Origin of the sequence: Mesobacillus thioparans (assembly GCF_965138835.1) — a bacterium.
GTDB classification, from domain to species: Bacteria; Bacillota; Bacilli; order Bacillales; family Cytobacillaceae; genus Mesobacillus; species Mesobacillus thioparans.
Map to the genome: position 1 here is coordinate 185,169 of NZ_CBCSFH010000001.1, position 23,273 is coordinate 208,441.

20 protein-coding genes are annotated in these 23,273 nt (G+C 44.3%); all 20 read right to left on the reverse strand.

The window, feature by feature from the left end:
* Positions 1-73: 73 nt before the first annotated feature.
* The 20 genes from ACNAZ4_RS01045 to infB all read right to left on the reverse strand — a co-directional run bounded on the left by ACNAZ4_RS01045 (position 74) and on the right by infB (position 23,268).
* Entirely contained in the window at positions 74-799 is a 726-nt protein-coding gene (locus ACNAZ4_RS01045; RefSeq protein ID WP_415812344.1) for a GntR family transcriptional regulator, read from the reverse strand.
* A 308-nt stretch (positions 800-1,107) separates the two neighbouring features.
* A complete protein-coding gene (locus ACNAZ4_RS01050; RefSeq protein WP_415812345.1) occupies positions 1,108-3,444 on the reverse strand; it encodes an FtsK/SpoIIIE family DNA translocase in 2,337 nt (778 codons plus the stop codon).
* A gap of 175 nt (positions 3,445-3,619) precedes the next feature.
* Complete coding sequence (locus ACNAZ4_RS01055) at positions 3,620-3,832, reverse strand: YlzJ-like family protein (RefSeq protein ID WP_415812346.1); 213 nt, start codon at positions 3,830-3,832, stop codon at positions 3,620-3,622.
* Positions 3,829-4,572 carry a ClpP family protease gene (locus tag ACNAZ4_RS01060; RefSeq protein WP_415812976.1) on the reverse strand — a complete coding sequence of 248 codons (744 nt, stop codon included), beginning with the start codon at positions 4,570-4,572 and terminating at the stop codon, positions 3,829-3,831. Before ACNAZ4_RS01060 ends, ACNAZ4_RS01055 begins: the two co-directional genes overlap by 4 nt.
* 170 nt (positions 4,573-4,742) lie before the next feature.
* Positions 4,743-6,413, reverse strand: a complete 1,671-nt coding sequence (locus ACNAZ4_RS01065) for a ribonuclease J (protein WP_415812347.1) — start codon at positions 6,411-6,413, stop codon at positions 4,743-4,745.
* 653 nt (positions 6,414-7,066) lie between these two features.
* Positions 7,067-7,933, reverse strand: coding sequence for a 4-hydroxy-tetrahydrodipicolinate synthase (gene dapA, locus ACNAZ4_RS01070; protein ID WP_415812348.1), 867 nt, complete (start codon positions 7,931-7,933; stop codon positions 7,067-7,069).
* Positions 7,934-7,986: 53 nt separating this feature from the next.
* Positions 7,987-9,231, reverse strand: coding sequence for an aspartate kinase (gene dapG / locus ACNAZ4_RS01075; RefSeq protein WP_415812349.1), 1,245 nt, complete (start codon positions 9,229-9,231; stop codon positions 7,987-7,989).
* Positions 9,232-9,467: 236 nt separating this feature from the next.
* On the reverse strand, positions 9,468-10,517 hold the full coding sequence (gene asd, locus ACNAZ4_RS01080) for an aspartate-semialdehyde dehydrogenase (RefSeq protein ID WP_415812350.1): 1,050 nt from the start codon (positions 10,515-10,517) through the stop codon (positions 9,468-9,470).
* Positions 10,518-10,913: 396 nt separating this feature from the next.
* The gene (locus tag ACNAZ4_RS01085; protein WP_415812351.1) at positions 10,914-11,507 is read right to left on the reverse strand and encodes a dipicolinate synthase subunit B; all 594 of its coding nucleotides are present in this window, start codon (positions 11,505-11,507) and stop codon (positions 10,914-10,916) included.
* Complete coding sequence (gene dpaA / locus ACNAZ4_RS01090; RefSeq protein ID WP_415812352.1) at positions 11,504-12,406, reverse strand: dipicolinic acid synthetase subunit A; 903 nt, start codon at positions 12,404-12,406, stop codon at positions 11,504-11,506. Before dpaA ends, ACNAZ4_RS01085 begins: the two co-directional genes overlap by 4 nt.
* 186 nt (positions 12,407-12,592) lie before the next feature.
* Positions 12,593-12,838: a YlmC/YmxH family sporulation protein gene (locus tag ACNAZ4_RS01095; RefSeq protein ID WP_415812353.1), complete on the reverse strand. Its 246-nt coding sequence runs from the start codon at positions 12,836-12,838 to the stop codon at positions 12,593-12,595.
* A 108-nt stretch (positions 12,839-12,946) separates the two neighbouring features.
* Entirely contained in the window at positions 12,947-14,179 is a 1,233-nt protein-coding gene (locus ACNAZ4_RS01100; protein ID WP_415812354.1) for a M16 family metallopeptidase, read from the reverse strand.
* Between the two features lie 84 nt (positions 14,180-14,263).
* Positions 14,264-15,229 (reverse strand): polysaccharide deacetylase family protein, encoded by a 966-nt coding sequence (locus ACNAZ4_RS01105; RefSeq protein ID WP_415812977.1) that lies wholly within the window; start codon positions 15,227-15,229, stop codon positions 14,264-14,266.
* Between the two features lie 182 nt (positions 15,230-15,411).
* A complete protein-coding gene (pnp, locus tag ACNAZ4_RS01110; RefSeq protein ID WP_415812355.1) occupies positions 15,412-17,529 on the reverse strand; it encodes a polyribonucleotide nucleotidyltransferase in 2,118 nt (705 codons plus the stop codon).
* Positions 17,530-17,822: 293 nt separating this feature from the next.
* The gene (gene rpsO, locus ACNAZ4_RS01115) at positions 17,823-18,092 is read right to left on the reverse strand and encodes a 30S ribosomal protein S15 (protein ID WP_214704121.1); all 270 of its coding nucleotides are present in this window, start codon (positions 18,090-18,092) and stop codon (positions 17,823-17,825) included.
* Between the two features lie 124 nt (positions 18,093-18,216).
* On the reverse strand, positions 18,217-19,170 hold the full coding sequence (gene ribF, locus ACNAZ4_RS01120) for a bifunctional riboflavin kinase/FAD synthetase (protein ID WP_415812357.1): 954 nt from the start codon (positions 19,168-19,170) through the stop codon (positions 18,217-18,219).
* Between the two features lie 89 nt (positions 19,171-19,259).
* Entirely contained in the window at positions 19,260-20,177 is a 918-nt protein-coding gene (gene truB, locus ACNAZ4_RS01125; RefSeq protein ID WP_415812358.1) for a tRNA pseudouridine(55) synthase TruB, read from the reverse strand.
* 110 nt (positions 20,178-20,287) lie between these two features.
* Positions 20,288-20,668 carry a 30S ribosome-binding factor RbfA gene (gene rbfA / locus ACNAZ4_RS01130; RefSeq protein ID WP_214704115.1) on the reverse strand — a complete coding sequence of 127 codons (381 nt, stop codon included), beginning with the start codon at positions 20,666-20,668 and terminating at the stop codon, positions 20,288-20,290.
* A gap of 18 nt (positions 20,669-20,686) precedes the next feature.
* A complete protein-coding gene (locus ACNAZ4_RS01135; RefSeq protein ID WP_415812359.1) occupies positions 20,687-20,968 on the reverse strand; it encodes a DUF503 domain-containing protein in 282 nt (93 codons plus the stop codon).
* A complete protein-coding gene (gene infB / locus ACNAZ4_RS01140; RefSeq protein ID WP_415812360.1) occupies positions 20,968-23,268 on the reverse strand; it encodes a translation initiation factor IF-2 in 2,301 nt (766 codons plus the stop codon). The genes ACNAZ4_RS01135 and infB overlap by 1 nt, the downstream gene beginning before the upstream one ends.
* Between the last annotated feature and the right edge of the window lie 5 nt (positions 23,269-23,273).

The window sequence follows — 23,273 nt, forward strand, 5'->3', positions numbered from 1 at the left end:
GAGAATGTTTGTTGGATTTCGCAGGAATGTTCTGTAAAACCGAACAGATAGCGTTTTCATAACTCTGAAAAAATTAAACTCTTTTTCTCAGGACATGGAAACTGAACTTATCGGCTTTAAAGTAATTTACCGAATAAAGGATCGGCACGTCATTTTCATCGAAATGCATCTGCTTTAAAACAAGCAGGGCTGTTTCAGGTTCACATTCCAGTATGGGTGAAATCTTTTCATGGTAGCCTATCGGCTCGATTTGCGCGACCGCATATGTAACTTTCCGGTTCGACATGACTTCAAGCAGATGAAGCAGTGATTCATCTTCATGTGAAAAGTCACCGGACAGGATGTTTCCGGGGATTTTGTCCAGACAATAGACAACTGGCTCCCCATTTGCGGTCCGAACTCGTTCAATCAAAGTGATTTCATCATCGATGGAACATGAAAAACGACGGATATCCTCTTCCGTTGGCCCGGTTGTCGTTGAATTCAAAAAGATGGTCCCTGGCTTCATCCCGGCCTGTTCAATCATTGCGGTTACACTGTTAAGCTGCTCGATTCCTGATGAAAACAATGGTTTGGCATTAACGAAAGTCCCTACACCATGACGGCGGATAATGACATTTTCTTCTTCAAGGATCCGCAACGCTTCCCTTAGTGTAGCTCTGCTTACGCCAAGCTGTTTGGCAAGATCGAATTCAGATGGGAGTTTTTCTCTTTCTTTATAAACACCCTTTTGAATGTCCTGCTTCAGATGATCGATTACTTGTAAATACAGGTGCCGGTTATCTGATTTGATCGACATGAGGCTTTCCTCCAACCCTTTGCTCAAAGACATCAGACCTCTGATGTATAGCATTCCTACTAATCGAAAATACTATAACACTTTTTGAAGGATAAATAAATAGCGTTTCAACATTTTGTCGAAAAAAGCTAGAAAGACCAAAATTGTCATTTTTTCCGGGACAATAAACCTATTTTTCTGGTATGATTGTAGTTTGAAAGCGTTTTTAATAGTATGACACTATTATTCATATCAAATACTATTTTCCTAGTCCGAACAAAAAAAGCCGGATGCACGCATCCGACTTTTTTCATATTCCAGATTATTCATCATGCTTCCTCAGACTTAGCTACGAGAACGGTCCGTGGTTTGCTGCCTTCATATGGCCCGACAATTCCGCGAAGCTCCATCTCATCAATCAGTCTGGCAGCACGTGAATATCCGATCCTGAACCTTCTCTGCAGCATAGAAACAGAGGCCGTCTGCATCTCTACGACAAGGTCCACCGCATCACTGTATAAATCATCCTCGACTTCAGAAGTATTCTCTGGAACATCCTCAGGAATCATTTCCTCTTGGTACTGTGCCTTCTGTTGTCCGATTACATAGTTCACTACCTCTTCTACCTCTTCATCGGATAAAAATGCTCCCTGTACCCTTACAGGCTTCGACGCGCCAACCGGAAGGAAAAGCATGTCCCCTCTTCCCAGCAGCTTCTCTGCACCGCCCATATCAAGGATTGTCCTCGAGTCTGTCATGGAGGATACGGCAAACGCAATTCTTGAAGGAATGTTCGCTTTGATCACGCCGGTAATAACATCGACAGAAGGCCTTTGGGTAGCGATGATCAAATGGATTCCTGCAGCACGTGCCATCTGTGCCAGCCGTGTAATCGAATCCTCGACATCAGAGGATGCAACCATCATTAAGTCTGCAAGCTCGTCCACGATGACTACAATGAAAGGCAGGAGCGGCTGGTTGGCTTCTTCCTCATTATTGTACCGCTTGATATATTCATTATAGCCTTCTATGTTTCTTGTTCCGGTATGTGAGAAGAGCTCGTAACGCCTTTCCATCTCATTGACCACTTTTTTGAGTGCCTGTGATGCTTTTTTCGCATCCGTTACCACTGGCGCAAGCAAATGAGGGACACCATTATAGACATTCAGTTCAACCATTTTGGGGTCAATCATCATCAGCTTGACCTCATGAGGCTTAGCCCTCATCAGGATACTTGTGATGATGCCGTTAATACAGACACTCTTTCCGCTGCCTGTCGCTCCGGCAACGAGTAGATGGGGCATCTTATTCAATTCTGCCAGCACTGCTTCTCCTGTAATATCTCGTCCAAGTCCAATCTGGAGCTTTGACCCAGGTTTATTGTTCTGCTTTGATTCAATGACCTCCCGTAAAGAAACCACTGCCACCTCAGAGTTCGGAACTTCTATCCCGATAGCGGATTTACCTGGAATTGGCGCCTCGATCCTGATATCCTTGGCAGCCAGGGCAAGCGCCAGGTCGTCATTCAGGCTCACAATCCTGCTGACCTTCACTCCGACATCTGGATGGACTTCATATTTCGTAACGGCGGGCCCAAGATGCACCTGGGTAACCCTGGCTTTCACCCCAAAACTATGGAATGTCCGCTCGAGCTTCGCCGCATTTGCATGGATCATCTCATATTCGCCGCTTTGGTCGGTCTTATTTGGCAGTTTCAATAAATCAATCGGCGGCAGCTCATATGAGGTATTCTCTACCTCTGTAAAAGTTATCGGCTGCTGCAAGTCTTCCCCATCTTCTGCGGAATCGTTATCAGCTTTCGCTTTCTTTTGCGGCTGCTGTACTGATGTTTCTGCCGGAGCAGCATATGCTCGCTCTGCAAAGCTGGAGATGATTGGTTCTGGAGCCGGTTCCACTGGAATGTCAATGGTCCTCTCCGCAGATTCCTCTTCCATGATTGTCTGCTTACCTTCATTTTTAGCCTTTTTAGCTTCTTTGTTTTGGACTGATTTCTTTTGCTGCTGATTTTCTTTCCATTGCTTCAGGTCCTCAATGAATGAAAGCCATTGATCTCTGATGAAGCCGCCAATCGGCGCAACGATTTTAGCTGCAACTTCAGTAAATGTCCTGCCAGTTACGAGAATCGCACCAATGATGATCAAAAGAAATGCAATCAGCTGGGAGCCTGCGGCATCGAATAAATAGTAAAACAAGGCAAACATCACTGCGCCGATCATTCCTCCGCCTAGATCTGTTGTGCTAGTCTCGCCTTTCGCCTCCATGACAAATAAATCAAAGGTATTCTTGATGACACTCGGGTCTTCAAACTTTCCGCCATTGGATAAGAGTTCAAACAACGTCACATGACTGAGCAGCAAAATCGCACTCATAATTAAATATGTACCAATCAATTTGGTGTGGAAAATGAATGGGAGTCTTCTTTTCCACATGATAAAGATGCTAAATACAACCAGTCCAACAAGACTGAGCATATACCATTCGCCGAAGAAAAAGCGGAAAAACATCACGATTGTTCTTCCGACTGCGCCCAGATTTGCCATCGCGATGATGGCCAATGCGAGCAGGGCTAACCCGGAAAGTTCATATTGAACGGTTGTTTTTACTGCACTCTTCTTTCTCGATTGCCGTCTTTTCTTTTTGGCCATTATATCACCTGATCTATATAGCTTCACTTACAGCATAATCAATAAATTTCACCTTCAAACTTCAGTAAGAAGAAAAGCAGCCTATCCGGCTGCCCAATGCTGAGTGTAACCATATTATATCATAATTACCAGTTGAAACGGCACTTCGTTTTATAAACTGCGAAACAGAAACAGTCTAGGTAAGTGAAAGGGTCGCCCCAGGTCTGCATATCGGGTCCATATAGTGATTGGGGTCAGTACTCATTACCCTGACTACCCTGTATTCCTGGTTTTCTGTCCATTCAGCCATTAGCGGGATTCCATTGTAGGATATCATTACCTGATTGGACGCTGCTTCTTCGGTATAAGGGAATACCTGTTCATGTGGCATCATTGTATACAAGATCATTGTACGATCACTTCTGTCTTTGGCTTGTTTATATCGATCAGTTCATTAAGCTTCTTCATTGCCTGTCCGATGCCGCCCACTTCATGGATCAAGCCCATTTCTACTGCATCTTGTCCAACGACATTTGTTCCAATGTCTCTGGTCAGGTTTCCTTTGGCAAACATAAGCTCTTTGAATTTTTCCTCAGGAATGTTCGAATGCTTCGTCACGAAATTAACAACTCTCTCTTGCATTTTGTCCAGGTATTCAAAGGTTGCAGGAACCCCAATTACCAGGCCGGTCAATCTGATTGGATGAATGGTCATCGTCGCTGTTTCAGCGATAAAAGAGTAATCACAGGAAACTGCAATCGGCACACCGATTGAATGGCCTCCTCCCAACACGATTGAGACTGTCGGCTTCGAAAGGGAAGCAAGCATCTCTGAAATGGCAAGACCCGCTTCAACGTCTCCACCAACCGTGTTAAGGATGACCAGAAGGCCCTCGATATTCTGGTTCTGCTCAATGGCAACAAGCTGCGGGATAAGATGTTCATACTTTGTCGTCTTGTTGTGGGGCGGCAGCTGCATATGGCCTTCGATTTGGCCTACAATCGTCAAGCAATGGATTTTCGAATCCTGGGACAGCTGCGGTACATTCGTCTGGCCCAGCTGCTGGATCTTTTCAAGAAGGCCTGATGGTTTATTTTCCTGTTCCCCCTCTTGTCCTTGCTGTCCTTCCTGGGTTTCTGCACTGTTCATGTTCATGTTCATTTCCTTTTCCATCCTTGTATGCTCCCTTCAGGCATGATAATTTTAGTATGAACATCATCATCAATTTCATTCCGGAAGCAGTTTTGTCGAAGGATGTTTTCATCCGAAAAATCAACCAGCACAAAAAAGCACTGGCAGAAGCCAGTACTTTACATTGATTATTTAACTTCCATTAAAATCGGCATGATCATCGGGCGGCGTTTTGTTTTTTCGAATAAATATTGATGCAGGGAATCGCGGATATCCTGCTTCGAGCCATTCCAGTCGAATGGTTCTTTTAAAAGTTTTTTTTCAACGATTTCCCTTATAAGCGTGGCTGACTCGGCCATCAGTTTTTCCGATTCGCGAACGTAGACGAACCCGCGCGAAATAATTTCCGGGCCGGCAGCGATTTTCTTCTCGATTTTATTCAGGGTTACAACAACAATCAGGACACCATCCTGTGAAAGCAGTCTGCGGTCACGAAGGACAATGTTCCCTACATCTCCTACTCCGATTCCATCAATCAAGATGTTCCCTGCCTGCACTTTTTCTGTGGACTTCATTTTTCCGCCTGAAACCTCAATTACGTCTCCACGGTCAGGTATGAATATATTCTCTTCCGGAATTCCACAGGACTGTGCCACTTTTTTATGTGCTTTCAGCATCTTATATTCACCGTGCACTGGAACGAAGAATTTAGGATTCATCAGGTTGATCATAAATTTCAGTTCTTCCTGGCTTCCATGGCTTGAAACCTGGACGCTTTTCCTGCTCGCCACTACGTTTGCACCTGCGCGGAAAAGCATATCCATCGTTTTGTAGATGGATACTTCACTTCCCCTAAGCGGGGAGGCAGCGAACAGGACTGTATCCCCTTCACGGATATTCACCTGAGGATGTCCTTGCTTAGCCATTTTCTGCAGGGCTTCAATAGGCTCACCCTGGCTGCCTGTCGTTAAAATAACCACTTCTTCATCGCCAAACCTTTTAAGATCCTCTAGCTTAATGAGCAAGTCACTTTCAACTTGGAGATAGCCGAGCTCCAACGCGATATCATACACTTTTTCCAAGCTTTTTCCTACCACCGCTACCTTGCGGCCATGCAAAGCTGCACTATTGAAAAGATGCTGGATCCTGTTTAGATCAGAAGCAAAGCAGGCGGCAATGATCCTGCCCTGTGCATTATAAAAAACATTGGATAGCTCTTCAACGACGGTGGTTTCAGAAGGAGTGTAACCTGGCCTTTCGGCTTCTGTGCTGTCCGACAGAAGACAGAGCACTCCTCGTTCGCCAATGGCAGCCATCCTGCCGATATCCGGTTTATACAGTGGGGCTGCTGCCTGGTCGAATTTAAAGTCACCTGTATGTACGATTGCCCCTTCTGATGTATGGATGCAAATTCCGACTGAGTCGGGAATACTATGATTTGTCCTGAAAAATGAAACGGAAACCACGCCAAAGTCCAGTTCGGTATCTGCCGTAATTTCATGAAATTCAACTTTGCCGGCAAATTCCTGCTCCTTCATTTTTTCCTTTACAAGTGCAAGGGTTAGCTTCGTTCCATATACAGGTACGTTGATTTTCCGCAGGAGGTAGGTCAGCGCTCCGATATGGTCTTCATGGCCATGAGTCAGGAAAATCGCTTTTACTCTCTCCTTATTAGCAATCAAGTATGTAAAGTCCGGAATGACAATGTCAATTCCCAGCATTTCATCTTCCGGAAACATCAACCCGGCATCCACCACAAAAATATCATTGTCCACTTCGGTGACATACATATTCTTGCCGATTTCCCCTACGCCACCAAGCGCAATGATTTTTATATTTTCATTTATCTTTTTTATCAATTCCCTGCTCCTCCTATTTAGTGTTTCCCGAACGATATTTGTTAAAATCATTATACTTGATGACTGAAAGCCTTTACAACTTTATTCTGCAGCTCTCGATCATTAGAGGATGGCTATACCCAGGGCTGGAAAAAAATGAAAAAACTTAAATACAGGAACAAAAAGCGCAAACGCATCGTTCAGCATGTTTACTTTAATAACTGTTACATATGGACATCCGTTATTTTTATAAAGCTGATAGGCATTTGAATGGTTCTATCGGACAAAACCAGGACATTTCCCCAGAAAGTGTCCNTTAGAAGACNTNTNTTGGACAAACTCNTGANGATTTTCCNNAAAAGTGTCCGTTAGAATGGCTCTATTGGACATTCTCTTGACCAGACCTCGATGTTAAGCTTAATCTCATTCGTCCTGGAAATGCGGATCAGTACTTTAATATCTTAATTTGTACTCAATCCCAGATTTGCATCAATGCAGATCAAGCGAGTGTAAGCCCTTTTCTTAACCAAGAAGATGGCATCTGTATTTATAAAAACTTGGTTGATTGTTACTGGTAAAAAATAGCGTTTACAGTAAGTGTGCTTGAGTTACGAAAAAAAAAGTTTTTGCTCTAAACAATAAAAAAGGACAGCCTCTTCAGGCTGGCCTTTGTTCTATTCGAATAATTTCGCTACCGCTGTTCTTTCTTGTTCTGTCAATGGAACCATTGGCAAGCGCACTGAGCCGACGTCGAGTCCTTTCAGCTGCAATGCGGTTTTGACTGGTCCAGGGCTTGGTGCGGCAAACAGGCCTTGCATGATTGGAAGGAGACGCTGGTGCAGTTTGGCTGCATCCTCGTTTCTTCCGCTGAAGAATGATTCAACCATTGCCTGCATTTCGTTACCGATCACATGTGATGCTACCGAGACGATACCGGACCCGCCGATTGCAAGCACTGGGAGTGTCAACCCGTCGTCACCGCTGTAAAGAAGGAAATCATCAGGTGTGCTGGCAATGATTTTTGTCATCGCGTTCAGGTCGCCGCTCGCTTCCTTGACAGCTACGATATTCGGGATTTCTGCCAGCTTGATCACCGTTTCAGGCAGGATGTTGACTACTGACCTGCCCGGGATGTTATACACCATCACTGGCAACGAAGTAGCTTCAGCTGCTGCCTTGAAATGCAGATAGAGACCTTCCTGGTTTGGCTTGTTATAATACGGGGCAACGATCATCACCGCGTCCACACCGATTTCTTCGGCTTTTTTCGTCAATTCGATCGTAGCATAAGTGTTGTTGCTGCCTGTTCCAGCAATGACAGGGACTCTTTTGTCCACAACTTTAACGACGTGCTGAAATAAGGCGATTTTTTCTTCCTTTGAAAGAGTGGGAGACTCACCTGTAGTCCCTGCAACCACAAGTGAATCGGTGCCGTTCGTAATCAAATGGTTTATTAGCTGGGTTGTTTTTGCGAAATCAATGTGACCTTTATGATCAAACGGGGTCACCATTGCTGTAGATACTCTTCCGAATTGAACCATTCCTGTTCACTCCTATTCTCGAAAGCTTCAGCCGGCAAGGACTGAAAGCCATTTTATATATCGTGCCTTTCGAACTCTATTGTTTCTTCTTCGAGCTGGAAAGCATCATGAAGTGCATTCACTGCCTTTCCCAAGTCCTCCTGTTTGACCAGAACCCAAATGGTTGTGTGGCTGTCAGCGGATTGGAGGATGCGAATGCCCTTTTCGGATAATGCTGTGACAATCTTCGAAGTCACACCCGGAACACCTGCCATCCCTGCGCCTACGACAGAGACCTTCGCACAATTCTTCTCGATTTGCGGAGTGTGGCCTAATCCTTCGAGGACTTTTACCGCCCGGTCTGTCATTTCATCCAGTACCGTATATACTACGCCATTCGGAGAAATATTGATGAAATCGACGCTTATGTTTTCGTTAGCCATTGCCTTGAACACTTCTGATTGTAGATTGTATTGATCCTTTTTGGCAAAAACTTTGATTTGGCTGACATTCGAAACATGGGCGATGCCTGTAACAGGACGCTCCTTGATATCAGTGCCTTTATTTTCACGATTAAGCGTTGTGACCAATGTTCCAAGGCCATCAGAATAGGTTGACCTGATCCTGATCGGCACTTTTGCCTGCATGGCAATTTCCACAGCACGAGGGTGGATGACCTTCGCGCCCTGGTATGCCATATTGCAAACCTCTGTATAGGTCACCACTGAAAGTGGCCGTGCATTATCAGCAATGCGGGGATCTGCTGTCATGATTCCTTCCACATCGGTGAAAATATCGATCCATTCAGCATTCAGGGCTGCGCCTAACGCAGCTGCGGACGTATCACTGCCGCCTCTTCCGATCGTTGTCACGTCTCCATTTTTGGCTGCTCCCTGGAATCCAGCTACAACGACAACATCAACATGGTCCAGTTCCCGCAGCAAACGGTCACACTTCATATCCAGGATCCTTGCGTTCGTATGCTCACTGTTCGTCCTGAACCCTGCCTGTGCACCGGTCAACGCCGTTGCATTGATGCCATTTTCAATCAGCATATTGGTAAAAACGACACTCGAAATCGTTTCCCCGCATGACAGCAGCAGGTCATACTCTCGCTTGCTGATTTTGCTCTCATTGCCGCCAATCAGGCTGAGGAGGGTGTCTGTGGCGTAAGGATCACCTTTCCTGCCCATCGCCGAGACAACCACAACTGCTTTGTAACCATCTTCAATTGCATTTTTGATATGGCCTATTGCGTGACTGCGGCTTTGCTCATCACGAACAGACGTACCGCCAAATTTTTGAACGATTATTTTCATCGTAACACCTCAGAAATTCTGTCATTAACCAATTAAGATAAATTATTATTGGCTGTTTTCGTAAAGATTGTTGTTAAAATCCTAAAGCCGATTTTAACGCGATAATAGCCATTTTGAATGTCGGTACTAAGTTTGCAAGCTCTTTTCTCATAATAAGCTTTAATTGTGTGAATAACATTATGTCATTCAATCCTATTTTGTAGGCAATAGCAACAAAGTTTATGAAAAGAGCCTATTTATTTTACAAGTCCCAGCTTCACAAGGCTTTCAGCAATCTGGACAGAGTTCCACGCAGCGCCTTTAAGGAGGTTATCTGATACGACCCACATATGGAAGCCTTTATCGTGATCAAGGTCCTTCCTGATCCGGCCCACGAATACATCATTTTTACCGACAGAGAATGCAGGCATTGGATATAATTGCTGTTCTGGATCGTCCTGAAGCACTACTCCAGGTGAATTCGCCAGTAATTCCTTTACTTCTGATGCGGTCACTCCGCCTTCTCCTATTTCAATATACACTGATTCTGAATGGCCTGTGCCTACAGGCAGGCGCACACATGTAGCTGCAACCTGAAGCTCAGGCATATGCATGATTTTCTTCGTTTCATTGATCATTTTCATTTCTTCATATGTGAATCCATTCTCAACGAATGTATCAATTTGCGGGATTGCATTGAAGGCAATCTGGTAATGCTTATCCGCAGACTTGACAGGAAGGAGCTTTGGCTCATACTCTTTGCCATCAAGGATTGCGCGAGTTTGTTCTTCCAGCTCCTCCACCGCTGCTGCACCTGCACCAGATACTGCCTGATAGGTTGAGACGATGATTTTATCCAGACCGTATTTCTTGCGCAGCGGCTCCAATGCTACCACCATCTGGATCGTCGAGCAGTTCGGATTGGCAATGATTCCATTATGATTATGCAAATCTTCTTCGTTCACTTCTGGTACAACCAGCGGGGTATTCTCATCCATCCTGAAAGCACTTGTATTGTCGACAACAATCGCTCCACGTTTTACTGCTTCCGGCGCCAATTGTTTCGAGACACTTCCTCCAGCACTGAAAAGAGCAATATCCACCCCTTTAAAGCTTTCAGGTTTTGCTTCCTGGACCGTTATTTCTTTTCCTTTATATTGAAACTTAGTACCAGCAGATCTAGCTGAAGACAGCAATAAAAGTTCTGAAACAGGAAAATCCCTGTTCTCAAGTGTCTGGATCATTTGCTGGCCAACAGCCCCTGTTGCTCCCACTACTGCTACTCGGTAACCTTTTCTCTCTGACATAAACTGTTTCCCCTTCCACTGCCATTATCGTTTTCATATCCGGCACATGCCGGTTGTTTGAACATAAGTATTACGGCGGTAATGAAAAGCGCAAACGCTGCGGTCAGCCCCGATACATTTCCAGCATCTCGATTCAATGCTTTCCGCAAGATATCCGAGTAGGCTCTCACGGGATGGAAACAGGCCAGGCGCAGATTGCTGACTATTCTCTGTTTACTAGAAAATAGAACCCTTTTCTTAAAAACCGCCTTGTATATTATCCTATATTTTATCATATTCAATCGTTAAGGAAAGAAACATTTTGCTTCACTGCCGGAGAAAAGCGTTTCCAGTTTGTATAACCCTCTCATTTGTCATCGATTTTGCTGATTTGACGGTATCCTTCCCGAAAATCCCTTAGTCTTTATAACGCTCAACCAGCACTGGCTGAAGCTGCTTGCCTTCCATCGCTTCCAGAACTGTCTCAGAGAGCATCTCCATTCTCGCAACCATTGAATTTGGTTTTTTTACCGGGTCATCCTGGCCGAAAGGAATCATGTAAATATTCTTGGTTGCCATCAGCCTCATCAGATTAACACCATTGAGTCCCAAAGCATCGTTCGTGGAAATGCCAAGCACTACTGGCTTTTGGTTTCTTAAGGTTGCTTTCGCCGCCATCAGAACTGGAGAATCTGTCATGGCATTTGCGAATTTGCTCATGGAGTTGCCGGTAAGAGGTGCAATGACCATGCAATCCAGCGGGATCTTCGGGCCAAGAGGCTCTGCCTTCACAATCGAGTCGATCACCTTATTGCCAGTAAGCTCTTCAATCCGCTGTACCCAATCCTCTCCCTTTCCAAAACGTGTTTCTGTATTTTTGACGGTGAATGTGACAACAGGCAAAACCTCTGCACCAGCATTCACTAATTTTTCTATTTCCGGAAAAACAGCGTCGTACGTACAATGCGAACCTGTCAATCCAAATCCGATCTTTTTTCCTTGTAAACTCATACTTCTTTCTCCTTTCGGTTAGAAAAGTCTTCCATAAGCAGTTGAGAAAGAACATTCGCTAAAATCTGCCCGGCTGTTTTTGGTGCTACGATTCCCGGCAAACCTGGCGCAAGCAAAGCTTTGATTCCGCGTTTTTCTGCATAGCGAAAATCCGTTCCACCTGGTTTGGATGCAAGGTCAATGATCAGCGTATGTGCAGGCATCCTCGAAATGACGGAAGCTGTAACGATTTGATGTGGAATGGTATTAATGCAAATATCGCTATCTGAAACTGCCTTGCTTATGTCTGATAAAAGGAAAGGTTCTAATCCCATTTCCGTAATCCTTGCAATATGCTCGCTTTTCCGGGCACCTACTTTAACCTTTGCTCCAAGCGCATGGAAGGTTCTCGCAACACTCATCCCTACTCTGCCAAGTCCGAGAACAGCGACCCTGGAACCATGAATCGTAAAATCTGTGTGCTGGATTGCCATCATGATCGTTCCTTCCACCGTTGGAATCGAGTTATAGATGGCTACATCATCCCGGGAGAAAAGCTGTACCAGTTTGCGGTTTGCCTGGCTGGCAATCCCGGTCAAGTACGCGTTTGAGATGCCAGAATAAACCGTACAGTGTTCTGGAGTCCGTTCAAGCATTTCTTTTATGAGCACTACTCTTTCATTTGAAAAAATGGTTTCGACCTGACCCTCAAGGCTGGTTCCGGGAACAGGCAGGATCAACGCATCCTGTACTGAAAAATCCACTTCATCTATCTTTTCTTTTGAGGCACCTGTGAAAGCATGGTCCAACTGCTCGAAGCCTATTAAAGAAAGCTTTGCATCAAGCTCTGTCAGCTTGCGAATAATCTCCAGCTGTCTCGCATCACCGCCGATAACCGCGATTTGCATTCCTGTCAGCATGAGAACAATCACCTTCTTTTCCATTAATCCTGGATTAAAAATTTCTATTCAACATGAACTACTTCAACATCATATGTATCAAACGCGGAATAGGTGAGTTTTCCATGAAAGAAATGCCGTTCATTCGACGGCGAATTCAATCATCCTTTCATCCGCAAAAAAAATAAGCCGGCATTAAGCCCGCTTTTATTCTTCATGATCTGGTATGTCAATGATGATCATATCCGAACCTATTTTCTTGATGTGCTTCCACGGTACCCTTACCTCTCCGGATTGCTTGCGGAGGCCAAACCATTTCAATGATGGAATGATCAATGCTTCGATCTGCCCGGTTCTTTCATTGATTTCCAAATCTGTTTGACCAAGTACCCCTAATCTTTCAGCCCTTTTCACGTCGACAATTTCTTTGCCGCCAAGTTCACTCAGTTTCATGATGAACCTCCCCGTCACTTTGTCCTTATTCTATATGTATCATTGCGGCTGCCTTTTTAGAATATAAAAACAGCAGCTTCTTGAAGAAACTGCTGTCCTGGGTATTTTTTATTGGGTTGGGAGCTCGCCGCTCGGACTGATCAGGGAAACGGAGTATTGATCCGTGAAGATATCATTGGCCATGCCGTCAACACGTTCCTTTGTCACCTGGTCAATTTGTTCGACGATTTCATCAAGGGAACGGTGTCTTCCGAGCAGAAGCTCATTTTTCCCATTCCTGCTCATGCGGCTATTTGTGCTCTCAAGGCTTAACATCAGACTGCCTTTAAGTTGTTCCTTGCTGTTATTAAGTTCTTTCTCCGTTATTCCATCAGCGCGAAGCTTCGCCAATGTTTCCTGGATTGTTTCATACAGGACGTTCAGCTGATTCGCACCTGTACCGCCATAAATGGTCACCATTCCGCTATCCCGGTATGCGGAATGATAGGAAAATACCGAATAGGCAAGGCCGCGTTGTTCCCGGACATCCTGGAATAACCTGCTGCTCATGCTGCCGCCGAGTACATTATTCAGGACGATCAGGTTGTACACGTCAGAATGGCCGATTTGAAGCCCTTCGAATCCAAGACAAAGGTGGGCTTGCTCCGTCTCTTTCTTGCGGGATACTTGTTTCGAATGGAATTCCGGTTTGATGTATTCCATCTTTTCTTTGCTTGCTTCGTATGAGCCAAAGAATTTTTCTGCACTTTTAATGAACGATTCAGGGACATTGCCTGCAATTGAAATAACCACATTTTCCGGTCTATACATATCATGCATGTACTGCTCCAATTTTTCTCCTGTAAAGCTTTGGAGCGTTTCCTCAGTCCCAAGGATTGGATACGCTAGCGGATGATTGCCATAGATGGCCTGACTGAGCAAATCATGGACGATATCATCAGGAGTATCTTCATACATCTTGATTTCTTCATTGACTACATTCTTTTCTTTATTCAATTCTTCCGAATCAAAAGTAGAATGGAAGAACATATCGGCCAATACCTCGAGGGCATACTGTGCATGATTATCTAGTACTTTTGCGTAATAGCAAGTGTATTCCTTTGAGGTGAAGGCATTCACCTGTCCGCCAATGCTGTCGAATGACTCGGCGATGTCTCTGGCAGATCTCGTCTTTGTACCTTTAAAAAACATATGTTCAAGGAAATGGGAAATTCCGTTGTTCTCAGGATTTTCATTACGGGATCCTGTACCGATCCAGACTCCGATTGCTACCGAACGGACTGTCGGGATTTCTTCAAGTACAATTCTTACACCGTTTTGGCATGTATATTTCTTTATCATTATATTCCTCCTCTGGAACCTGCTGCTAAAACTACTGCATTTACTTAGTATAGTCCATTTAACTTACTTTTTCCAAATACAATGCTATTCTTTCATGTTTTTTGCAGGTACGATCCTTTTTTCACTTAACATTTCAGATACTGTCCCAATTTGCAATCCCTTCGCCTTGATTTGCGTAATCAGCTGGTCAAGCGATGAAGCAGTCGACTCCGTTGGATGCATCAGAATCAGCGCACCATTATGAACCTTCCCCATTACCCTGCTGATCAGCTTTTCCTGGCTGGGTTTCTGCCAGTCGATTGTATCCACGCTCCACATCACAGTGCCTAATTGATGGGCTGCGGCAATTTGAACCACTTCGTCTTTATAAGAACCGCTGGGAGGGGCAAACCATTTAGTCTGTACACCTGTAACTGCCTCAATGACCTCGTTGGTCTTACGGATTTCTTCATTGATTTTAGCGCCTGATAGTTGTTTCATATCCGGATGTGTGAAAGAGTGGTTGCCGATTTCATGCCCTGCATCGGCAATCATTTTTGCCAACCCTGGATTATTTTTTACCCATCTTCCCTCCAGGAAAAAACTTGCGGTGACATTATGCTTTTTCAATGTTGCAAGCATTCCGGTGAGATACTCATTCCCCCATGCCACATTGATGATAAAACTGACCATCGGCTTTTCAGGATGTCCTTTGTAGACAGCCTGTGGCGGCAAGTCACGTAAATGGATTTCAGGCGGTACCTGTTCAAAGACAAGCTTATCCGGATTGAATTTCCCATCTTTTTTCATCTTTTCATATGATTTTTTCACATCAACTTTTAATCCGTTATAACCAGGGATAACTTTCCAGACTGGATCCTTCCTCGCGTCAGAAGGTTCAACCTCATATTCCTCAGCCTTCATTTCAATTTCAGCCATCAAGGAATCTTCATGTCCAGATACAGCCATTGTCCCCGTTTTAAGACCTGCTACATATGTATGGGAAAATGGATTATTCACCATGGTCCAGGCTGCAATCAGCATGACAAAAACCAGTGCCAATTTTCTCATTCTCATTCTCATCCTCATTCTTTGTGCCTCCTCTTCTCTTAGGCCTCCAAAGCTTTATGGTGTCGGACATCGATCACAGAGGGCCTTATTTTACTTTATGAAGCAGCAGGACAAGGTAGAACGAGAGTGATTTGCTCACATACACAAAAAGGCCGGGGGTTCCCCGGCCTTTTTGTGCACTATTATGATTGTTTTTCAGCTTTTTCGCGCTGTTCCTTTAATACTGCTTTGCGTGAAAGATTTACTCTTCCTTGTTTGTCAATTTCGGTGACCTTAACAAGGAGTTCATCGCCAAGCTTCAGAACATCTTCAACTTTGCCCACTCGTTCTTCAGCAAGCTCAGAGATATGGACCAGACCATCTTTACCAGGGAAGATTTCCACAAACGCACCGAACTTTTCAATACGGCGGACCTTTCCAAGGTACATTTCTCCAACTTCAACTTCACGGACAATGTCTTCAATGATCTTCTTCGCTCTTTGAATCATTTCTTCATCTACTGAGCCAATAAATACCGTACCATCTTGTTCGATATCAATTTTTACGCCAGTTTCTTCGATGATCTTGTTGATTTGTTTACCGCTTGGCCCAATGACGTCACGGATTTTATCAGGTTTAATCCACATAGTGATGATTTTTGGTGCATATTTTGAAAGCTGTTCACGTGGTTCTTTGATCGTTGCCAGCATGGATTCAAGAATATGCATGCGGCCTTTTTTCGCCTGTTGTAATGCTTCTTCAAGAATCTCACGGGATAATCCTTCAATCTTGATATCCATCTGCAAGGCTGTTACACCTTTTGCGGTTCCAGCAACTTTAAAGTCCATATCTCCAAGGTGGTCTTCCATACCCTGGATATCCGAAAGAATAGAATAATGTTCTCCAGATTTGATCAGACCCATTGCAATACCCGCAACCGGAGCTTTGATTGGCACCCCTGCATCCATAAGTGCTAATGTGCTAGCACAAATACTTGCTTGCGAAGTAGAACCATTTGATTCAAGTACTTCAGATACAAGACGGACAGTGTACGGGAAATCTTTCTCATTCGGAATGACAGGCTCAAGAGCTCTTTCACCAAGTGCTCCGTGCCCGATTTCACGTCGTCCCGGCCCACGGATTGGACCTGTTTCACCAACAGAGAATAACGGGAAATTGTAATGGTGCATAAATCGTTTTTCTTCTTCGATTCCAAGACCGTCCAGGATCTGAACATCACCCATTGCGCCAAGCGTACAGATGCTTAGTGCCTGAGTTTGTCCCCTTGTGAACAATCCAGAACCATGTGTTCTAGGAAGCAAGCCTACTTCAGAAGAAAGCGGTCGGATTTCATCGACTCCACGGCCGTCTGGACGTACTTTTTCTTCTGTAATCAAGCGGCGAACTTCGCCTTTGACAATTTTATCAAGGATTTGTTTCACTTGCTTAAGCTTGTCATCATCCGCTTCCTGCTCTTCATAGCGGGTAACGACAGCATTCTTCACTTCTTTGATCGCATCTTCGCGAGCGTGCTTTTCCTGTACCTGGATTGCAGAAATCATATCCTGCTCACATACTCCGCGAACTTCAGCTTCAAGCTCTTTATCTAATTCAAAAAGTTTAATTTCTCTTTTTTCTTTTCCAACCTGTGCGACGATTTCCTGTTGGAACGCAATCAAACGCTTGATTTCGTCATGTCCGAACATGATTGCTTCGAGCATCACTTCTTCAGGTACCTCTTCAGCGCCTGCTTCAACCATGTTGATTGCATCCATTGTACCTGCCACTACCAGGTGCATATCACTTTTTTCTGTTTCTTCAACAGACGGATTGACTACGAATTTACCATCGATCCTTCCGACAGTAACACCAGCGATTGGTCCTCCAAATGGGATATCAGAAACTGAAAGTGCCAAAGATGAACCAAACATTGCAGCCATTTCAGATGAACAGTTTTGATCGACACTCATGACAATGCTGATTACCTGGACATCATTACGGAATCCATCCGGGAATAACGGACGGATTGGACGGTCGATCAAACGGCTTGCAAGGATCGCTTTCTCGCTAGGTCGGCCTTCTCGCTTAATGAAACCGCCAGGGATTTTCCCGACAGCATATAATCTTTCTTCATAATTCACAGTCAAAGGGAAGAAATCCAGATTCTTCGGTTCTTTTGACGCAGTTGCTGTACTTAATACAGCTGTATCTCCATAACGGACTAGGACTGCACCATTCGCCTGCTTCGCTAGCTGTCCGATTTCGACTGTCAGCTTGCGCCCTGCCCAGTCAAAGGAAAAACTTTGTTTTTCTTGTACCATGCTTTTTTAGCCCCTCTCTACCATTAAATACACCCTGGCTGTACCCGGGTATTTATTTAAACATGCTTGTCATATAACCAATATACCTTAATAAACAATGATAAAACCATAAACTGCCTTATCCCGCCCATGATGTAAGCTCGTCCATCAACAGGACTTTAAAGCGAGTCAAGTTAAAAAGTCTTTTATGTTATATTATCTCCAAAAAAAGAGTACTTCATATCAATCAAAGGTTATGTAAAGGACAAAAAAATTGCCTAATAAAAAAGCGGGATAAATCCCGCTTTTACAGACTATCTACGTAGACCAAGCTTGTTGATTAACTCGCGGTAACGAGCAACATCCTTGTTACGAAGGTAAGTCAAAAGATTACGACGCTTACCTACCATCTTTAGAAGACCGCGACGTGAGTGGTGGTCCTTTTTGTGAACGCGTAAGTGATCGTTCAATGTGTTGATTTCTGCAGTAAGGACAGCGATTTGAACTTCTGGAGATCCAGTGTCACTTTCGTGAACCTTGAATTCATTGATAAGTTCGTTTTTACGTGCTTTTGTGATTGCCATCCGTGTTCACCTCCAATTTAATAATCCCCTGTTACCGAGCAAGCGTCGGTGACTCGACTTGCCAAGCAAAGGTTGGTTTTTGATACGTTAATAAGAATACATCTTTTTACGACAAAAAGCAAGTCTAACCCTTGTTTTTTTCAAAGTAAAGGATTGCTTCTTGCTTATCTTTTTCGATTTGGGCGACAAGCTGCTGGATCCCCTCAAATTTTCGTTCACTTCTAAGCCGGAGGTGCCACTCGATGCTTGCTGATTCCCCGTAAATTTCTTTATTGAATTGAAAGATATGGACCTCTATCGATGGTTTTGCTTTTTTCTCCTGATGGAAGGTCGGTTTATAGCCGACATTGCAGACACCTTCATGCCATTTGCCGTTAACCTGGATTTTCACAGCATACACACCTGTCGGCGGGAGGATGTATTGGTCATCCATCAGCACGTTCGCTGTTGGAAAACCGATTGTGCGTCCTCTTCGCTCTCCATTGATAACAATCCCGCTTGTTGTATAATATCTGCCAAGCAATTCGGGCATATCATCAACTTTTCCATCCCGTAAGAAACCGCGGATTATGGTAGAGCTTACCTTTTCGTCCTTTGGAGTTGACAATTTGGACACTACCGTAAAATCAAATTTCGACCTGGAATGGAACTGGATTGTTTCCATATTTCCCTTCCCCATCTTCCCATACGAATAGTCAAAGCCGGCAACGACGTGATGGACATTCAGCCCAATGACATATTGGTCTATGAACTCCTGGGGCAATAGACCAGAGAACTCAGTCGTGAAACTAATCACAAATAAGTAATCGACTCCCATTTCTTCAATCAATCGTGCTTTTTCTTCCAATGGAGTGATATATTCCACATGTTGCACGCTTTTACCGAGCACGACAGAAGGGTGGGGATCAAATGTCATGACCGCACTCTTGATCCCTTTGTCTTCAGCCACTTTTTTCGCTTCCCAGATCACCCGTTGGTGGCCCAGGTGGACTCCGTCGAAATAGCCTAATGCGATGGCCATTGCCGGAAAGTCTTCTATTTTATACCCATGAGGATGGTTTAGCTTAATCAATTCCACGATTTAACTCACCTTTTCTGACCTAGCTGCTCTTTCAATCAGGACTTAATATTGATCGCTGATTTTGTATCCTAATGCGGCAATACTTTTTATTGCTCATTTCTCAATACTTTGTCAGGTTTCATCATCCCATGTTTGGTTGGATGTGCCCTGTAAATGGCGAGCGCTTTTCCGTCTTCTGTTTCTGCTACAACAGGGCCTTCAACCCCTTCAAGTTCCTTTGGAATTTGAAGCAATGCCCCATTTTTCACTTTCTCTGCTACTTTATCATTAATGCGATATTTCGGCAAATAAGAAATACCAGTCTCCAAAGGGTATAAGGCCGCTTCAAGCCTTGCTTCCTCCGCCATTTCCTCAAGCTGTCCGAATGTAAAGCAATCTTCCAAAGAAAAGGATGCAGACTGGATTCTGACCAGCGAAGACATATGTGCCGGATACCCTAATTTCTCACCAATCGTTACAGCCAGGGTCCGGATGTATGTACCTTTGCTGCATGATACCCTGAATTTAAAGCTGACTTGCTCACCTTCATATGCATCCCGATCATCGAGCAGCTCGATGCTATAGATTGTCACTTTCCTTGTTGGCCGCTCGACCTCGATTCCCTGTCTCGCATATTCATAAAGTTTCTTCCCATTCACTTTTACCGCCGAATACATGGGTGGAGTCTGTTCAATTTCACCCACAAGTGACTGAAGGACATTTTTTATTTCCTTTTTTGTGATCGTCCGGTCCACTGGCTTTTCATCCACTTTTTCTCCTGAAGCATCTTCGGTGGTTGTGGTGAATCCAAGGGTGACTTCACCCTCATAAGCTTTTCCTGCATCTGTAATATATTCTGCTATTTTTGTTGCCTTGCCGACACAGATTGGCAGAACCCCCGTAACATCGGGGTCCAAGGTACCTGTATGGCCCACCTTCTTAGTCCTAAGCAGCTTCCTGAGCTTGAACACACAATCATGCGAAGTCATTCCAGCTGGTTTAAAAAGAGGCAGAATCCCTTCCATATCCCTTCCTCCTTGAGTTTCTATGTATTAAAAATAAAAAATCTCGAAAAAAATGGATAGACGTTTTGTCTATCCATTTTTTTCGGTTAAATTTCCTGACTATATAAACATTAGTCAGTATCTTTATCTTGTTCTTCTTCTCCAGGCTGTTCTTCTCTTTGCAGCTCATGGATCAGCGAATTGATGCGATTTCCGTATGCCATTGTTTCATCAAATTCAAAGATCAGCTCAGGTGTTTTTCTAAGACGGATTCGCTGGCCGATTTCTGTCCTGATGAAGCCTTTGGCCTTTGCCAATCCTTTTAGAGTGTCTTCCCTCTGTTGTTCGTCTCCTAAAACAGAGATATACACTTTCGCCTGCTGGAGGTCCCCGGTAACCTGGACATCTGTCACGGTCACGAAACCTACTCGCGGATCCTTGATTTTACGGCTGATGATATCGCCTAATTCTTTTTTCATTTGTTCGCCAACACGATTTACTCTATGACCCATTTTCAATCACCTCTTTAATCAAAGCCATTCTATGTCGGTGATGGTACGTTCGATCTCTGGAAAAGAATCAATCATTTTCAAGGCATTGTGAAGCTCTCTTTCGGTCGCCACCTTTGATGACGAGACAGCGGCAATCGCAATTGTTGTCCGCTGCCAGACATCGTGATGCTCAACTTCCGAAACTGAGACGTTGAACTTTTGCTTCAGCCTTGTGATAATCCGCTGCAGTACAGCTCTCTTTTCTTTTAGAGAATGAGCATCATAGATGATGCACTCACAGGCTGCTAAGCCTACTACCATTAACGTTCCACTTCTTCCATGATATATGCTTCAATTACATCGCCTTCCTTGACGTCTTTGAAGTTTTTAATGGTAATACCGCACTCATATCCCTGTGCTACTTCCTTGGCATCATCTTTGAAACGCTTCAGCGCATCGACTTCCCCTTCAAAAATGACGACTCCGTCACGAATCAAGCGAACGCCGCTGTCACGCGTGATCTTTCCATCAGTAACATAAGAGCCGGCAATCGTTCCGATTTTTGATACTTTGAAAGTCTGGCGTACTTCAGCCTGGCCAATGATTTTCTCAGCATAAACCGGATCTAGCATACCCTTCATCGCTGATTCGATTTCTTCGATCACCTTATAGATAATACGGTGAAGTCGGATATCGACGCTTTCAGACTCTGCTGCACGTTTCGCATTATTATCTGGACGGACGTTGAAACCGATGACGATACCATTGGAAGCTGCTGCAAGTGTGATGTCAGACTCATTGATCGCACCAACACCAGTGTGAATGATTCTTACATTTACACCTTCCACATCCAGTTTCTGCAATGCTGCTGCAAGTGCTTCAACTGAACCTTGGACGTCGGCTTTAATAATTAGATTTAGATCTTTCATTTCCCCTTGTTTCATATGTTCAAACAATGTATCGAGGCTGACGCGCGTTTTTTCACTGCGCTGTGCCTGCAATGCTTCTTGTGAACGTACTTCACCAATCTGGCGTGCTGTTTTTTCGTCTTCAAATACAACAAAACGGTCACCAGCCTGAGGAACATCGTTAAGACCAGTAATTTCAACTGGCGCTGATGGACCAGCTTCTTTAACGCGGCGTCCTAAATCATTTACCATCGCACGGACACGACCGAATGTGTTTCCGACAACAATCGGGTCGCCAATCTTCAATGTACCATTCTGTACAAGCAATGTGGCAACAGATCCACGGCCTTTATCAAGCTGTGCTTCAATAACAGTACCGATTGCGTTTCTGTTTGGATTAGCTTTGTATTCTTCCACTTCACCAACAAGCAGAATCATTTCAAGCAAGCTGTCGATACCTTCGCCAGTAAGCGCGGAAATTGGAACGAAAATTGTTTCGCCGCCCCATGCTTCTGGTACCAGCCCATACTCTGTCAATTCCTGCATGACTCGGTCAGGGTTTGCAGACTCTTTATCCATTTTGTTTACCGCTACGATGATCGGTACCTCAGCAGCTTTCGCATGGTTCAATGCTTCTACTGTCTGTGGCTTGACACCGTCATCTGCTGCTACGACAAGGATTGTAATATCAGTAATCTTTGCTCCACGAGCTCGCATTGTCGTGAACGCTGCGTGACCTGGTGTATCAAGGAATGTGATTTTTTTGCCGTTGTCTTCAACCTGATAAGCACCGATGTGCTGAGTGATACCGCCTGCTTCACCTGCAGTCACTTTCGTGTTGCGGATGGAATCAAGCAAAGTTGTTTTACCATGGTCAACGTGACCCATAATCGTAACAACTGATGGTCTTTCCACCATTGAAGCTTCATCATCTTCTGTGAAGTATACCTCAAGGTCAGTTGCATCAATCTTGATTTCTTCTTCAACTTCAACACCATAATCAGTCGCAATCAATTCAATTGCATCCTTGTCCAGGTCCTGGTTGATTGTAGCCATGACACCAAGCATAAATAATTTCTTGATGATTTCCGATGGCTCACGGTTAAGTTTTTTACCTAGTTCAGCAACTGTCAAAGATTCGCTGAAAGTGATCTTTGAGGGAAGTTCTTTAACTTTTTTCGGCTGCTGTGGCGCTTGCTGCTGGTTCTGTCTGCCTTTATTTTGGTTCTGCTGGTTTCTGTTCCTGTTGTTTTGTTTGTTCTTGTTGTTGTTCTTATTGAACGGCTGTGAATTGCCCGGCTTTTTAGCTGTCGCTGAAGTTTTTACCTTCTCAGGTGTTGTCGCACGACGCTCGTCATCAGAAAATGCGCTGGCAGTCGTCTTTAGCTGAGGTTTTTGCTGGCCATTATTGTTTCTTTGCTGGCTTTGGGCTTGATTGCGATTCTGGCCCTGATTTGGCTTTTGGCCGCCCTGGTTGCGGTTCTGGCCTTGTTTGTCGCCCTGAGGAGCCTTTGATTGATTTTGTTGCGGCTTTTTCGCTGGCTGATTGCCATCTTTCTTTTGGTATATCGAATCAAGCTTCTTGACAGTATCCTCTTCCATTGCCGTCATATGGTTGGAAACCTCGATGTTCATTTCTTTTAATTTTACAATCACGTCTTTACTCGATAAATTATGCTTTTTTGCATATTCATAAACGCGTGTTTTACTCATATCTT

Bases quoted from the DNA above. Each gene is read 5' to 3' on its own strand.
- ACNAZ4_RS01045 (WP_415812344.1), bottom strand. From the start codon at position 799: ATGTCGATCAAATCAGATAACCGGCACCTGTATTTACAAGTAATCGAT.
- ACNAZ4_RS01050 (WP_415812345.1), bottom strand. From the start codon at position 3,444: ATGGCCAAAAAGAAAAGACGGCAATCGAGAAAGAAGAGTGCAGTAAAA.
- ACNAZ4_RS01055 (WP_415812346.1), bottom strand. From the start codon at position 3,832: ATGATCTTGTATACAATGATGCCACATGAACAGGTATTCCCTTATACC.
- ACNAZ4_RS01060 (WP_415812976.1), bottom strand. From the start codon at position 4,572: ATGAACAGTGCAGAAACCCAGGAAGGACAGCAAGGACAAGAGGGGGAA.
- dapA (WP_415812348.1), bottom strand. From the start codon at position 7,933: ATGGTTCAATTCGGAAGAGTATCTACAGCAATGGTGACCCCGTTTGAT.
- dapG (WP_415812349.1), bottom strand. From the start codon at position 9,231: ATGAAAATAATCGTTCAAAAATTTGGCGGTACGTCTGTTCGTGATGAG.
- asd (WP_415812350.1), bottom strand. From the start codon at position 10,517: ATGTCAGAGAGAAAAGGTTACCGAGTAGCAGTAGTGGGAGCAACAGGG.
- ACNAZ4_RS01085 (WP_415812351.1), bottom strand. From the start codon at position 11,507: ATGAGTTTACAAGGAAAAAAGATCGGATTTGGATTGACAGGTTCGCAT.
- dpaA (WP_415812352.1), bottom strand. From the start codon at position 12,406: ATGCTGACAGGAATGCAAATCGCGGTTATCGGCGGTGATGCGAGACAG.
- ACNAZ4_RS01095 (WP_415812353.1), bottom strand. From the start codon at position 12,838: ATGAAACTGAGTGAACTTGGCGGCAAAGAAATTGTCGACGTGAAAAGG.
- ACNAZ4_RS01100 (WP_415812354.1), bottom strand. From the start codon at position 14,179: ATGATAAAGAAATATACATGCCAAAACGGTGTAAGAATTGTACTTGAA.
- ACNAZ4_RS01105 (WP_415812977.1), bottom strand. From the start codon at position 15,229: ATGAGAAAATTGGCACTGGTTTTTGTCATGCTGATTGCAGCCTGGACC.
- pnp (WP_415812355.1), bottom strand. From the start codon at position 17,529: ATGGTACAAGAAAAACAAAGTTTTTCCTTTGACTGGGCAGGGCGCAAG.
- rpsO (WP_214704121.1), bottom strand. From the start codon at position 18,092: ATGGCAATCACAAAAGCACGTAAAAACGAACTTATCAATGAATTCAAG.
- truB (WP_415812358.1), bottom strand. From the start codon at position 20,177: ATGGAAGGGATTCTGCCTCTTTTTAAACCAGCTGGAATGACTTCGCAT.
- rbfA (WP_214704115.1), bottom strand. From the start codon at position 20,668: ATGGGTCATAGAGTAAATCGTGTTGGCGAACAAATGAAAAAAGAATTA.
- ACNAZ4_RS01135 (WP_415812359.1), bottom strand. From the start codon at position 20,968: ATGGTAGTAGGCTTAGCAGCCTGTGAGTGCATCATCTATGATGCTCAT.
- infB (WP_415812360.1), bottom strand. From the start codon at position 23,268: ATGAGTAAAACACGCGTTTATGAATATGCAAAAAAGCATAATTTATCG.